Here is a 13932-nt window from a genome sequence, read left to right as displayed (position 1 = left end):
AGCACGACGAAAAGCGCCTTAGGCCAAGGGACGGTTTCGAAAATGCGCGACTATGCCCGCATGACGATCGCGTCCCGCTGCCACCAGCACCCCGTGCGCCACTTCCCGGCGGTTATAGAGGATGGGTTCTCCGGAGAGGTCGCTCATCCTACCATCGGCTTCCTGCACGATCAAATCGGCCGCCGCAAGGTCCCAATCATGGCTGTTGCCCCCCGCAAAAGCCGCATCCAGCGCGCCATGGGCGACCCGGCACAGGCGTAGCGCGAGCGAGCCGATTCGCGGATGCAGCTTGATGTCGCCGCCGGCGGTATTGAGCCGCTCCACCATCGGCTTCGGGCCGGCGACGCGGGCAAAGTCGAGCGCCGATCCGGGCGACGCCTGCACGGCCCTGCCGTTCAGCGTCGTGCCCTGGCCGCGCGCCGCGAAGAAGAACTCGCCGCTGACAGGTGCGAACACCGCGGCCAGCACCGGCGCGGCGTCCTCGACCAGCGCGACGCTGACGCACCAATCCTCATGGCCGTTGAGGTAGTTGCGCGTACCGTCGATGGGATCGACGATCCAGGTCAGCCGCCGCGACAGCCGGGCGACGTCGTCGGCGCTCTCCTCCGACAGCCAGCCGTAATCCGGCGTCGCATTGCGCAGGCGCGTTTCGAGCAGGTCGTTGACGGCGATGTCGGCTTCCGACACCGGCGAGGAGGCACCCTTGGTCCACTTCTTCAGCTCGGTGCGGAACATCGACTGCGCCAGCGCGCCCGCTTCCCGCACCGTGTCTTGCAGCAGCGCCGCGTCGCGCGTCAGGATGGCTTCGTCCGGGGAGTTCGCGTCAGCGTCCGCCAAGCGTCAAACCCTCGATGCGCACCGTCGGCGCATTGATGCCGTAGCGGAATTCGAGATTGTTCGCCGGCTGCATCGACTTGAAGATCTCGAACAGATGGCCGGCGATCGTCACCTCGCTGACGGGATAGGTGATCTCGCCATTCTCGATCCAGAAGCCGGAGGCGCCGCGGCTGTAATCGCCGGTGACGCCGTTCACCCCCGAGCCGATCAGGTCGGTGACGTAGAATCCCTGCTTGATGTCGGAGATCAGCTCGGCGGGCGTCGGCGTGCCGGCTTCGAGATGCAGATTGTACGGCCCGGGCGAGGGCGACGACGAGACGCCGCGATGGGCGTGGCCGGTGGTGGTGAGGCCAAGCTCGCGCGCCGTGGCGCAGTCGAGCAGCCAGGTCGTCAGCACGCCTTCGTCGACCAGCGCGGTCTTCTTCACCGCGACGCCCTCGGCGTCGAAAGTCTGCGAGCGCAGGCCGCGCTTGCGCAGGGGATCGTCGATGATGCGAATGTTCCTGGCGAACAGCTGCTGGCCAAGCTTGTCCTTCAGGAAGCTGGTCTTGCGCGCGATCGAGGCGCCGTTGATGGCGCCGACGAGGTGGCCGACCAGGGAGCCCGCGACGCGCGGATCGAACACGACGGGCACCTTGCAGGTTTCGACCTTGCGCGGATTGTAGCGCGCCACGGTGCGCTCGCCGGCAGAACGGCCGACGACCTCGGGCGACAGCAAATCGCCGCCGTGCGGCGCCGAGGTGAAATCGTAGTCGCGTTCCATGCCGGTGCCCTCGCCCGCGATCGCGGTGGCCGAGATGCCCTGGCTGGAGCGCAGATAGGAGCCATGGAAGCCGGTCGAGGTGACGAGCACCATGCCGCCCATGCCCGCGGAGGCCGAGGCGCCGCCGGACTTGGTCACGCCCTTCACGGCGAGCGCGGCGGCTTCGGCCGCGAGCGCGCGGCGCTCGAGTTCGCTGGTGGCGGGCACGTTCGGATCGAGCAGATCGAGATCGGGAAAGTCGCGCGCGAGCAGCGCGGGATCGGCGAGGCCGACATATTTGTCGTCGGGCGCGACGCGTGCCATCGCGACCGCGCGTTCGGCGAGCTTGGTGACGGCGTCGCCGCTGACGTCGTTGGTGGAGACCACCGCCTGGCGCTGGCCGACCAGCACGCGCAGGCCGACATCGTCGCCTTCGGACCGCTCGGATTCCTCGACGCGTCCGTCGCGTACCTCGACACCTTGCGAGACGCCGCGCACCGCGACCGCATCGGCAGCGTCCGCGCCGGCGCGCCGCGCCGCCTCCACCAGCCGCTGCGCGAGATCGGAGAGCGCGGACTGGTCGAACAGGCGATTTTCTGTGGTCGAAAGCATCGAGCTTGGTGAAGAGTTCACGAAGAAATCCTGTTGGGGCGGGGGTTCGGGACCGGAACCCACAGATGTGCCCTGATTGCGCGGACTTCAAGCATTTTCAGCCCGCCAAAAGCTCAGATTCGCACCATCGGCGCAACGTCTCGTCAATCATGCGTGCCAAGGTCTTGTCAATCATGAGCCGCAGTGACGGTGGGTTAACCAGCCTTTTTAAGCGGTTTCGGAAAGGGCCGCGCTAAGGTCCTCGCATCGACCGGGAACATAATCCCGGCGGGGAGAACTAAGCCGTGAGGCGTCAAACAGCAACATGCGGGGTCGCTCCCGCCGGGTCGAGCCGCTCTCTGCGGCTCGACCCTCTTTCCCTTCCGGTCCGCTTCGATGCGCATGACCCGCGCGCCGACGGATATACCAGGCAGATCGAGCTTCACCGCGAACGCGTCGTGCTGCGCCGTGCCGTCCGCGGCATGCAGATGGCGATCAACGTCCGCGTCAGCGACTTCACCGGTGTCGCGCTGCGCGGCAATGACGAGGCACAGACCCTCGTTCTGGTCCATCGCGACCCCTCACTCTCCGTCCCGCTGCTGGTCAGCGCCGATGCCGGGGAACTGGCTGAGGCCTGGGCGATCTGGAGCGAGCTGTTCGCCTTGCCCCAGCTCGACGAAGGCGCCCGCCAGCCGGCAGCCCGCCGCCGCCGCGCCAACGCGATCCGCGCCCGCCGTCCGAAATTCCTGATGCGCCGCCGTGTCGCCATGGCGCGCGAGCTGCCGGTGCATCGCGCCGAGCGCGAGATCATCGCAAGAAATTAGGCGTATCAGGCCCTCGGCTGCGCGCCGAACCTCGGGCTTGTCGAACGATCGTCAAAACGCCACCTTCAGACCAAGCCGCCCATTGTAGGAGGCGGTTGCGTCATTGGCATACTGAGCATCGATGGAGCCAAACAGAGCGGTGCCACGAGCCACGATCGTGTCGAAGCCGAAACCAACGGTGCCGCCAAACACCCGGGCGGCGCTCGTATAGTTCACGGTAAAGTCGGTGCCGGAAAAACTGGCGCCAAATCCCTGCGGGCCGACGCGCTGCTGGCCGAAGATCGAGGCGGTAAGGGAAAGTTTGGTCAGTGGGGCAAAGCTGCCAGTGAAGAAATCACGCGAGAATGCCGCACCGGCACGCTCCTCGAAGAGATGAACCTGGCGCGCCTGGTAGGCGAGGTTCTGCGAGGAACCGGTCTCCGAATAGCTATCGCTGAAGGTGCCGCTGTAGCCCGCCCGGACAAAGGGCGTGACGGTGACGGCAGGGCTGAGTGCATAGCGGTAGCCGAAAGCCGCCTGCGGCGCGATGAAGTAGCCGCCGAAGCTTCCTACCGCTCGTTCCGCAGTGGTGGCATAGACCGTGCGCGTGCTCCTGGCATCGAGCCCTCCCATTGCAAAGGCGACGTCCAACACCAGGGGCCCCCATTCCCGGCGTCCGTAGAGGCCGCCGAAATAGACGTCCGATTTCAACGTGCCGGAGTTGTCCGCCATCCAGCCCGACAGGCTGCCCGCACCGGCAAAGCCGCCGACCCGCCAGCTATCGAGCCGCCGATCAAAACCGATCAGGCCGCCATATTGGTTCGTGGTGGATCCGGCAGCCGATGGCGTCGATAGCTGGTGACGGAGCCCGGCGAAGCTGCGCGCCCAGAACAGATTGCCATAGGCGTCCATGCTGGTGCCTTGCGGCATGGAGGCCAGGGCAAGCCTGTTGCCGGAGCCGCGAAGCTGGTCGGGCAGCTGCGACTCCAGGCTGCCGGAAGCACCATCCGCGTAACCAATGGCGGGGCTGGAGGCCACGGTTTGCGGATAGTCGATATTGTTGTCGAGGATGCCGGAGATGATGTTGAACAACGAGCGGGTGAAATCCGGCACCATGGTCGGCGTGCTCGCCACGTTCGAAGCGTTGGCGACGACGATATTGCCGGTGCCGGCGCCGTCGAGGCCCGACGTGATCAGCGTCTGCGCGCTGCTGGAGAGATTGATCGTGTTGGATGCCACCAGGTACTGGCTGACCGGCAGGGTGTAGCTGCCGGTACCGAAGTTGATCGTGTTACCGACGTTGTTGAAATACTGGATTGCCCCATTGAAGACCGCGCCTGGAAGCACGTTCAGGACATGACCGGTCGTTCCCCCGAGGTAAGTAATTGAACTTGCTGCGCCGGAGATCGTGCCGGCATTGGTGATGGTGCTGTTGTTGCCGGTGATGCTTATGCCGGAGACGCCCGCGATCGTGCCTGAGGCGTCGTTGGCGATCTTGGATCCTGCGCCCGCAAACACGGCGGTGCCGACCGCGCCGCCGGTGATGCTCCCGCTGTTGGTGAGCGTCAGCGCCCCCACAGCGTGGATGCCGACGCCTGTGACATTGGTTCCGCCGCCTGAAATGGTACCGGTGTTGATCACGGTCAGCGCCGAACCACCTGCAGGACTGAAGATGCCGCCGCCATCGGACGTGATCGTCCCCGAATTGGTCACCGCGCCCCCGCCCGCGGCATACACCGCCCAACCATTGTTGAAGCCGCTCGCGGTGATGATTCCCTTGTTATTCAGGGTCACCGACCCGACGGCGTTGGCAATACCATTCTGGCCTGAAATGCTGGCGCCAACATCGTTGTTTATCTGAAAATTCAAACCGTCGACCGCAACGCCGGTGCCGTTGCTGGCTGAGATGGTTCCTTTGTTGTCGACCAATGCATTGTCGCCGCTGCCGCCAATACCGCTCTGAAAGCCGGCGATCGTGCCGCCAGCGTTGTTGTGGATGGCAGAGCTCCCGGCACCAGCAGTCGGCCCGAATATGATGCCGGACAGCGCGGCACCGCTGATCGTTCCGGAATTCGTGAGGTCCAGGTCGTGCGCGACGGCGAGGCCGTTGGCGGCACCGCTGATGGTCGCTCCGCCATAATTGGTCAAATTCCCACTATCCAGCTGGATGGCGTCGCCGCCGGTGCCGGTGATCTGCCCGAAATTATGCACATTGGAACTACCGAGCGACATGCCGATGTTGCCCGAAATCACCCCCGCGGAATTGTTGATGATCGAACCGCCACCAGCGAGCACGCCCACCCCGTTGATACTGGCGATCGTGCCGACGTTAGACGTGATGATGATATCGTTGGCGGCCACAATACCCGCGCTGGCTTGCCCGGTGATCACTCCATCGTTGAGCGTAAGATGAAGAGATCCGAAGTCCTGGATGCCGTAGAAGGCGCCGGAAATCATCGCAGAATTCGAACAGGTCTGATTGGTGCCGGTGACCGTGCAGGCAGCAATGGCGGGAGCAAGCTTTCCAGACCCCACGACAAAGGCAAAGGCGCTCACGCCCATACGAAAAGCCTTGCCCATCAAACGAGACGTCATCGACCATTCCCCGCACTTGCAGAATCTGGCGGGAACTATGTCGGGTGACGCCGCGAACTTCTCGGCAGCGCTAACACTGGATTATGTGAAAAAATGACGGTGTCGCATTTCAGCGAACGCCCATGGCGCGGCGACTGTCAAATCTGCCTGTCGCGATTGTCAAATATGCGTAGACAGCACGCCAGTGGGTGCGAGATCTATGAACGTGATGGGGTCAGGCGGCGACAGACCGTTCAGGCGTGCATCGGCGCGCCCTCGCAAAGTACGGCAACCGCAAGATCGAGCAATTGCCGGAGCTCAGAGGGCACGAAGCTGCAAGCTTTTACGCCCATCGACGTGTCCAATCCCTTCTTGCACGAGCCCTGATGATTGTTTCCCGCGCCAGGCTGACGACTTCCGACATTCCAGAAGCCACCGCCGAAGACATGGTCGCGCTTTGGTCCAACCGTCATCTCTATCGCCTCGCCATCCGGCCCGTTGAGAACGTGCCGCTCGAGCTGACGAGCGATCTCATGGTCTTCCCCGACTTTACGTGTGCTCTCGGAGACAATTCTCCGATCGCGGCCAGGGTCAGCCCGGAGATCGGCCACGAGGATGACGTCTATTTGAGCTGCGTGCTGACGGGCGGAGGAGAGGTCAGCGGCCGCAATTGGGAGTACGAGAACAAGCCGGGAGACGGACTGTTTCACTGGAGCGATGAGGGCTTCCACGTGCATCAGCCGCAGCGCTCGCGCGTCATAAACATGCGACTATCGATCGACGCCATCCGGCGTCGCGTGGATTTAGGGAACGGTCCTCCAATGCGCCGTGTCACCGCCGGACATCCGGCCATGGCGCTGTTGCGCACCTATGTCGCAACTCTGCAAGCGGCCGATCTGAGCCACGTCACTCCGACGTTTGCTGAAACCACCAGCAGCCATCTGCACGACCTGGCCGGGCTTGCCCTCGGGGCCAACCGCGACGGGGCGCACAACGCGACGACATCGGGACTTCCCGCCGTGCGTCTGGCGCTTGCGAAGGAGCTCGTCGCGCGCCACCTCGACAACCCCAGGCTCAACGACGATTTCCTGTCCAGGCACATGGGCCTGTCGCGCAGCTATATCCGCAAGCTATTTGCCAATGACGGCCATGCAGTCGCGGCCTATATCCGCCGGGAAAGACTGTTCAAAGCCCGCCGCTTCCTCTCAGCCCCCGCAGCCATGCGCATCAAGATACTCGACATTGCGAGCATGCACGGCTTTGACGACGTATCGACCTTCAATCGCGCCTTCCGTCGCATGTTCGACATGTCCCCAAGCGAAGCCCGGGATCAGGTGAAAGGTGAGGATTGAAAAGAGGGCCACTCGCCCGGAGAGGCCGACGGCAAGTCAGCCCGCCCGCATCACCGCATCGACCAGCAGGCCCGCGAACAGCAACAGCCCCGCATCGCGGTTCGACTTGAACAGGCGCAGGCACAGCGCGCCATCGGCGATGTTCAGCCGCACGATCTGCCACGCCAGATGCGCGGCGAAGGCTGCTAGCCCGAGCCAGGCCGGCCAGCGCGCATCGCCTGAGGCCAGCGCGACGCCGATCAGCATCACCGCGACACCATAGAACAGGATCAGCGCCTGCTGCGTATGCGCGCCGAACAGGCGCGCGGTCGACTTGATGCCGATCAGCGCGTCGTCCTCGGAGTCCTGATGCGCGTAGATCGTGTCATAGCCGATCACCCAGGAGATCGCGCCGGCATAGAGCACCAGCGCGGTGAGGTCGATGCGGCCGAAGGTGACGGCAAATCCCATCAGGGCGCCCCAGGAGAAGGCAAGCCCGAGCACGGTCTGCGGCCACCAGGTGATCCGCTTCATGAACGGATAGATCGCGACGATCAGGAGCGAGGCGATGCCGGTCGCAATCGCGAAGCGGTTGAACTGCAGCAGCACGACGAGGCCGATCAGCGCCTGCACGGCCATCCAGGCCAACGCCTCCTTCGTGCTGACCTGCCCTGACGGCAGCGGCCGCGAGCGCGTGCGCTCGACCTTGTCGTCGAGGTCGCGGTCGGTGATGTCGTTCCAGGTGCAGCCCGCCCCGCGCATCACGAAGGCACCGACGAAGAACAGCACGATGGTGAGTGGCAGTCCGCGGATGTCGTGCGCCATGCCGCTCGCGAGCGCCGCCGACCACCAGCACGGCATCAACAGCAGCCAGGAGCCGATCGGACGATCGAAGCGGGACAATCGCAAATAAGGCCGCGCCCATTGCGGCGCGAGCGTATCGACCCAGTTGCCGGTGGAATCGGCAACGCGGGCGGATGTGTCGCTCATCGGGTCAGGACGTTGCCGTTGAGCGTATCGAAGGTGCTGCCGCCCTTCTTGCCGGCATTGGCCTCAGGCGCCGAGCCCGAACCCAGCACCTCGCTCAGCGACGGGCCGGCGGGACGTGCCTGCTGCTGCTGCATCTGCTGCGCAACGTTGCAGACCTTCGCCTGCATGGCCTCGGTGTTCTTGTGGCCGTCCTTCATCTGGGCGCCGACCTGTGCCGGAATCCCGCACTTCGAGGCATTGGCCTCGATATATTTGATCATCTTCGACTCGGCCTGGCTGAAATTGCGGATCAGCTTGCAGGCCTCGTCGGGCGGCGCGTGACGGTCGCTCGCGGCCTTGATCAGCTTGCCGCGCTTCTCGGCTTCCTCGCGCAGGGGCATGAACGACTTCATGCAGTCCTCGCCGGGACCGCCTTGCGTCGGCGGGGCCGCGCTGAAAGCGCCGGCGCCACCAACGGGCGCGGCGCCGTTCACGGGGAAGGACGATTGCGGTGCCGCACCGACGGACGCGACCGGCGCCGAACCGTTCACCGGCGGAAACGCCGAACTGGTTGCAGCCTGGTTCGGCAGCGGTGCCGGAAACGCGCTTTGCGCATAAGCACCCGCGGCACCCATGGTGACCATGGCGGCAGTGATCGGAACCATCAAATGACGGATCATCAAGAAAATCTCTCCGGCAGGAGCTGACGGGGTCCAGCGCCTTCCCAATTGAAGCGCAACCAGCGTGCTCGCGATTTTACGATTCCCGCCGGCCCTTAACAACCCACCGAATAGGGCAAGAGCGCGGCGCGCCGACGCAGCGGTAGGGCAATATTTACCCCCGAAACGGCTGCTTTCGGTTAATAACGGCGCGAAATTGGACTTTTGAACGATGCCCTCCCACGATTTTCGCGCGCCCCGCCTGTTCGTCGATGCTCCCTTGGCCCAGGACACCAGGGTCGCGCTCGACCGTGACCAGAGCAATTATCTCGGCAATGTGCTGCGGCTGGCCGCCGGGGCCGAGGTTTTGGCGTTCAACGGCCGTGACGGCGAGTGGCAGGCCGCCATTGAAGGCCGCAAGCGGCCGGACGGCCTCGTCATCCTGCAGCAGACCCGGCCGCAGGACCGGCTCGCGGACCTGGCTTACGTCTTTGCCCCGCTCAAGCATGCCCGGCTGGACTATATGGTCCAGAAGGCGATCGAAATGGGCGCCGCCGCGCTGCATCCGGTCCTGACCCGCTTTACCCAGGCCTCCCGGGTCAACACCGAGCGGATGCGGGCCAATGTGGTGGAGGCCGCCGAGCAATGCGGCATCCTCAGCATCGCGACCGTGACCGAACCGGTCGCCTTGGAGCGCTTCCTCAGCCAGCGCCCGGCCGACCGGCTGCTGATCTTCTGCGATGAGGCGGCGGAGCTCGAAAACCCGGTTCAGAGCCTGCAGGCCGCGCGCGCGGCCAGACAAGGTATCGACGTCCTGATCGGCCCCGAAGGCGGTTTCGCCGAGGAAGAGCGGGCCCTGCTGCTGCGCCAGCCCAAAATTCTTCGGCTGGCCCTCGGTCCCCGCATCATGCGGGCCGACACGGCCGCCGTGGCGGCGCTGGCGCTGGTCCAGGCCGTGCTGGGCGATTGGGACGGCGGAAAGCGCTAGGGCATTTTCGGTTCTGATTGAATCAGAACCGAAGCTCTAGATTCTTGTTTTGACGCGTTTTCTTCACGCGAACCGGTGTCCACTTCGCTCGAGAACGCTCTAGTTGGACTTGGCGTTCTCTTTGGCGTTCTCCGCCGTCGGCGAGTCTGGCGGTGCGGGGCGCTTGCCGGTGCCGGTGATGCGCTCGATCGCGGAGCGCACGGCGTCGCCCGCCTTGCGGTCCTTCAGCATGTCGAGCAGGGGCGCGGAGGCCGGCGAGCGGCGGATCAGGCTCTCCGGATCGGGGAAGATCAGCGGATCGTCCCAGGGGCCCTGCACCACGAAGGGCAGCTCGAAGCCGGACGCGCTGTTGAGGCTCGCGACACCCTTCATGTCGTATTCGCGCGTCGGCACCGACGCCGTGCCGGTCATCGTGATCTTGGCCGCGGGCCCCTCGACGCGGATGTCCTCGGCGGTCGCCACGCCGTCGGAGAATTTCACCGCGATGGTGAGGTTGTCGTAGGGGGTCGAGCCGTTGCGGAAATTGCCGCCGCCCGACAGCGGCCGCCGCTCCAGCCGTTTCAGGAGCTGCTCGGCATTGAAGCCCGAAATCGCGCCGTTGTGTCCCGTCACGGTGGCGCTGCCGTCGAGCGACTGCACGAGGCCGAACGGGCTCGAGCCGGAGGCGAACAGCGACACGTTGATGTTGCCGCGGCCGGACAGTTTGCTGAGGCCGAACAGCTCGGTGGCGCAGGCCTGGAGGTCGACGTCGGTGAACTGGAACTGCGCCTTGATGTCGGCGACCGTGTCGGAGCGCGCGATGCCGAACGAGCCCTTGGCGATCCCGCCATAGACCTGCGCCTCGCCGACCGACAGCGCCAGCGTGCCGTTGCGCAAATTGGCGCCGATCGCGGTGCGGCCGAGCTTGGTCGGCCCGACCGTCAGCTTGGCCGCCGACAGGCGCATGTCGAGGTCGGTGGTCGACAGTCCGTTGAGGTCGAACAGCTGCCTGTTCCAGTCGCGTGCCCCGCTCGCGAGCAGGCGGAAGGTGGAGATATAAGGCGTGAAGTCGAGCGCGTCGGCGGCGAGCGTCGCCTGCAGCGTCTGCCGGCCGTTATTGGCATAGGTCATGACGCCCTCGGCAGCGTTGCCGTCGAGCTCGACATTGACGTTGGTGAGCGCGATCGAGGCGCCGACGACGTTGGCGCGTGCCTTCAGCGCGAAGCGGCCGAAGCCGCCGCTGGCGGGCTGCGGCTGCCCGGTCCAGCGCAGCGCGTTGCGCAAGGAGGGGCTGTCGATCGTCAGCGTCCCCTCCATCATCGGGCTGGTGCGGTTGGCGACGCTGCCGTCGAACGCGAGCTTGAGCGGCGCGCTGGCGATCCGCGCCTTCAGCCCCGAGCGCTCGCCGGAGAGGGCGGCGACGAAATCGGAAAAGCTGATCGTGCCGTCGACGCGCTCGCCGCGCCAGTCGAACTGTCCGGTCGCGGCGAAGGAGCGCGAGATCGAGGGCCAGGCCAGCGACAGGTCGATGTCCTCGAGCTTCTCGGTGGCGTGGGTGGCGGCGTCCTCGTAATCGAGCACGCCGTCCTGGATCCGGATCTCGGAGAACGAGACCTGGTTCTCGGCCCCGGGCTTCATGGTGCGCGCGATGGTCTGGATGAAGGGGGTCCAGTTGCTCTCGCCGTCCGGCTGCAGGCTGACATGGATGCGCGGCCGCAGCAGCGTCAGGTCGGCGATCTCGAACCGTTGCAGCAAGAGCGGCAGCAGCCGCAGATTGGCGGTGAGCACGTCGACATGGAGCGCGGAATCGCTGGTGCCGCCGCCCTTGAGACCGACGTCGTGGAACGAGATGTAGCTCGCCGGCAGTACCGAGATATCGATGCTGCCTGCGACACTCAGCTCGAGCCCGGTGACGTCGCGGATCTGCGCTTCGACCGCCTTACGCAGCGCGTCGCGGTTGATGAGCCAGGAGGTCGCGATCAGGGCGATCAGCGCAACGCCGAGCAGCGCCGCGATCAGCGTCCCGAGGCGCTTCATTCCTTGGGCCATGGTCAATGGCATGTCCTGATCGGGTTGGTCGTTGGAGCCGGACGGGCGGGAGGGGAAACCTGCGTGCCCGCGCCCGAGCCCCGTTATGTTAAGTGCCGCAACTTGATGGGTTTTCTTGTCGCTTTCAAGGCCGCAGACGGTTCTGCCCACGGCGTGGGCAGCTTCTATCACCCGAACGCCGCGCGGAGAACCCCGTATCATTGACGGCTTTGGAGGATTTCGCCTAATAATCGCCGCCAATAGGGCGCGACGCCTCCAAGCCGAAGGTTTCCTGTATGAACAAGGTCTATCCCGACGCCAAGTCGGCTCTGTCAGGCATTCTCAAAGACAACATGATGATCATGTCGGGAGGCTTTGGCCTCTGCGGCATCGCCGAGGAGCTGTCGGATGCGATCCGCGAGTCCGGCGTCAAGGGGCTTACGGTCGTCTCCAACAATGCCGGCGTCGACGGCATCGGGCTCAGCCGCCTGCTCGAAACCCGCCAGATCAAGAAGATGATCTCGTCCTATGTCGGCGAGAACAAGCTGTTCGCGCAGCAATTCCTCGCCGGCGAACTGGAACTCGAATTCAATCCGCAAGGCACGCTGGCCGAGCGCATCCGCGCCGGCGGCGCCGGCATCCCGGCCTTCTACACCAAGACCGGCGTCGGCACGCTGATCGCCGAAGGCAAGGAAGTGAAGGAATTCGACGGCGAGAAGTACCTGATGGAGCGCGGTCTGTTCGCCGACCTCGCCATCGTGCATGCCTGGAAGGGCGACACCGCCGGCAACCTCATCTACCGCAAGACGGCGCGCAACTTTAACCCGATGATGGCGACCGCCGCCAAGATCACGGTGGCCGAGGTCGAGCATCTGGTTCCGGCCGGTGAACTCAACCCCGATCACATCCACACGCCCGGCATCTTCGTGAAGCGCATCGTCGAGGTCGGCACGGCCAAGAAGCGCATCGAATTCCGCAACACCCGCCCGCGCCCCACCAGCGCACCTGCGGCCGGAACAGGAGTTGAAATCTGATGGCCTGGACCCGTGAACAGATGGCCGCGCGCGCCGCAAAGGAATTGCGCGACGGCTACTACGTCAATCTCGGCATCGGCATCCCGACGCTGGTCTCGAACTACATCCCCGACGGCGTCGACGTCAGCCTGCAGAGCGAGAACGGCATGCTCGGCATGGGCCCGTTCCCCTATGAGGGCGAGGAAGACGCCGACCTCATCAACGCCGGCAAGCAGACCGTGAGCGAGCTGCCCTCGACCTCGTATTTCTCCAGCGCGGATTCCTTCGGCATGATCCGTGGCGGTCACATGGATCTGTCGATCCTCGGCGCCATGCAGGTGGCCCAGAACGGCGATCTCGCCAACTGGATGATCCCCGGCAAGATGGTCAAGGGCATGGGCGGCGCGATGGACCTCGTCGCCGGCGTCAAGCGCGTCGTCGTGGTGATGGAGCATTCCGCCAAGGACGGCTCGAAGCTCCTGAAGAAGTGCAACCTGCCGCTGACCGGTGAGCGCGTGGTCGACATGGTCGTCACCGATCTGGCGGTCTTCACCATCGACAAGCACGGCGACGGCGGCATGGCCCTGATCGAGCTCGCCGACGGCGTCACGCTCGACGAGGTCAAGGCCAAGACCGAAGCCGAATTCCGCGTGGCGCTGAAGAACACCTGAGGTCTTCGAGAACGGGGCGCGCATGACGATAAGGTCCGCGCGTCCCGAAGATGCCGAATTCATCGCACAAACCATCCAGTCATCGCAGCGCGGCTATCGCTCGCGCGGCTGGTTCGACGTCGCGCTCGGCTGGCCCGATGCGCAATGCCGTGCGTTCATCGCGCGCATCGCGGTCGCGCAGGCCATGTCGATGTGGCACGTCTCGCAATTCCTGGTCGCCGAGGTCGACGGCAAGCCGGCCGCGGCGCTATGCGCGCTGCCCGGAGCCGGTACGGGACCTGCGGCCTGGCGTGCGATCGAGGAAGTCGCGGCTGCGACCGGCCTCGCTGCGTCGGAGCTGGAGGCCATCCGCCGCCGCGGCGGCTACACGCGGGCCTGTTGGGTTCAGGGCGGCGAAGGCGACTGGATGATCGAGCATGTTGCGACCGATCCCGTTCATCGCGGCCGCGGCCTGGTGCAGGCGCTGATCGCGCACGCGCTGGAGAAGGGGCGGGCGGCCGGATTTAACCGGGCGACGATTTCGTTCCTGATCGGCAACGAGCCCGCCGAGCGCGCCTACGCCAAGGCGGGTTTTGTCCTTGCCGAGGAAAAGCGCGATCCCGCGTTCGAGGCGATCATCGGCGCGCCCGGCTTTCGCATGTTTGCGCGCAAGATGGGATGCTCCGCGAATGGTGACAGTTGAGCGCAGGCGCGCTCCAGTCGCGTCATTGCGAGGAGCTCGCGACAAAATTGCGTAGCAATTTTGCG

The 13932-nt window shown here is 65.1% G+C and carries 12 protein-coding genes; 6 read left to right on the top strand and 6 right to left on the bottom strand.

Annotated elements, in window-relative coordinates; translation table 11 throughout:
* Nucleotides 1–18: 18 nt before the first annotated feature.
* The gene (locus TSA1_RS11665; protein ID WP_100176484.1) at nucleotides 19–837 is read right to left on the bottom strand and encodes a 3'(2'),5'-bisphosphate nucleotidase CysQ; all 819 of its coding nucleotides are present in this window, start codon (nucleotides 835–837) and stop codon (nucleotides 19–21) included.
* Nucleotides 824–2212: a TldD/PmbA family protein gene (locus TSA1_RS11660; RefSeq protein ID WP_174718861.1), complete on the bottom strand. Its 1389-nt coding sequence runs from the start codon at nucleotides 2210–2212 to the stop codon at nucleotides 824–826. The genes TSA1_RS11665 and TSA1_RS11660 overlap by 14 nt, the downstream gene beginning before the upstream one ends.
* A gap of 263 nt (nucleotides 2213–2475) precedes the next feature.
* Between TSA1_RS11660 and TSA1_RS11655 the strand changes: the two genes are divergently transcribed.
* Nucleotides 2476–2994 carry a DUF6101 family protein gene (locus TSA1_RS11655; protein WP_100176482.1) on the top strand — a complete coding sequence of 173 codons (519 nt, stop codon included), beginning with the start codon at nucleotides 2476–2478 and terminating at the stop codon, nucleotides 2992–2994.
* 51 nt (nucleotides 2995–3045) lie between these two features.
* On the opposite strand, the gene TSA1_RS11650 is transcribed toward TSA1_RS11655, so the two are convergent.
* On the bottom strand, nucleotides 3046–5568 hold the full coding sequence (locus TSA1_RS11650) for an autotransporter outer membrane beta-barrel domain-containing protein (protein ID WP_100176481.1): 2523 nt from the start codon (nucleotides 5566–5568) through the stop codon (nucleotides 3046–3048).
* A 365-nt stretch (nucleotides 5569–5933) separates the two neighbouring features.
* Here TSA1_RS11650 and TSA1_RS11645 point away from each other — a divergent pair, with 365 nt between their 5' ends.
* On the top strand, nucleotides 5934–6899 hold the full coding sequence (locus TSA1_RS11645; RefSeq protein WP_100176480.1) for a helix-turn-helix transcriptional regulator: 966 nt from the start codon (nucleotides 5934–5936) through the stop codon (nucleotides 6897–6899).
* 36 nt (nucleotides 6900–6935) lie between these two features.
* On the opposite strand, the gene ubiA is transcribed toward TSA1_RS11645, so the two are convergent.
* Together ubiA and TSA1_RS11635 are read right to left on the bottom strand one after the other, a co-directional pair.
* The gene (gene ubiA, locus TSA1_RS11640; RefSeq protein ID WP_100176479.1) at nucleotides 6936–7868 is read right to left on the bottom strand and encodes a 4-hydroxybenzoate octaprenyltransferase; all 933 of its coding nucleotides are present in this window, start codon (nucleotides 7866–7868) and stop codon (nucleotides 6936–6938) included.
* Nucleotides 7865–8527, bottom strand: coding sequence for a hypothetical protein (locus TSA1_RS11635; protein WP_100176478.1), 663 nt, complete (start codon nucleotides 8525–8527; stop codon nucleotides 7865–7867). Before TSA1_RS11635 ends, ubiA begins: the two co-directional genes overlap by 4 nt.
* A 211-nt stretch (nucleotides 8528–8738) precedes the next feature.
* On the opposite strand from TSA1_RS11635, the gene TSA1_RS11630 reads away from it, so the two are divergent.
* Nucleotides 8739–9494, top strand: a complete 756-nt coding sequence (locus TSA1_RS11630) for a 16S rRNA (uracil(1498)-N(3))-methyltransferase (RefSeq protein WP_100176477.1) — start codon at nucleotides 8739–8741, stop codon at nucleotides 9492–9494.
* Between the two features lie 99 nt (nucleotides 9495–9593).
* Here TSA1_RS11630 and TSA1_RS11625 read toward each other — a convergent pair whose 3' ends face one another.
* Nucleotides 9594–11522, bottom strand: coding sequence for an AsmA family protein (locus TSA1_RS11625; protein WP_174719298.1), 1929 nt, complete (start codon nucleotides 11520–11522; stop codon nucleotides 9594–9596).
* Between the two features lie 275 nt (nucleotides 11523–11797).
* Between TSA1_RS11625 and TSA1_RS11620 the strand changes: the two genes are divergently transcribed.
* Genes TSA1_RS11620 through TSA1_RS11610 form a run of 3 tightly spaced genes read left to right on the top strand, consistent with a single transcriptional unit; the run spans nucleotide 11798 to nucleotide 13867 of the window.
* A complete protein-coding gene (locus TSA1_RS11620; protein ID WP_097660101.1) occupies nucleotides 11798–12535 on the top strand; it encodes a CoA transferase subunit A in 738 nt (245 codons plus the stop codon).
* Nucleotides 12535–13185: a CoA transferase subunit B gene (locus TSA1_RS11615; RefSeq protein ID WP_100176475.1), complete on the top strand. Its 651-nt coding sequence runs from the start codon at nucleotides 12535–12537 to the stop codon at nucleotides 13183–13185. Before TSA1_RS11620 ends, TSA1_RS11615 begins: the two co-directional genes overlap by 1 nt.
* A 22-nt stretch (nucleotides 13186–13207) precedes the next feature.
* The gene (locus TSA1_RS11610; RefSeq protein WP_100176474.1) at nucleotides 13208–13867 is read left to right on the top strand and encodes a GNAT family N-acetyltransferase; all 660 of its coding nucleotides are present in this window, start codon (nucleotides 13208–13210) and stop codon (nucleotides 13865–13867) included.
* The last annotated feature ends 65 nt before the right edge of the window (nucleotides 13868–13932 follow it).

Source organism: Bradyrhizobium nitroreducens (assembly GCF_002776695.1).
Classification (GTDB): Bacteria; Pseudomonadota; Alphaproteobacteria; order Rhizobiales; family Xanthobacteraceae; genus Bradyrhizobium; species Bradyrhizobium nitroreducens.
Note: the sequence above shows the minus strand (reverse complement) of the source record. Positions and strands in the feature narration are given on the sequence as shown.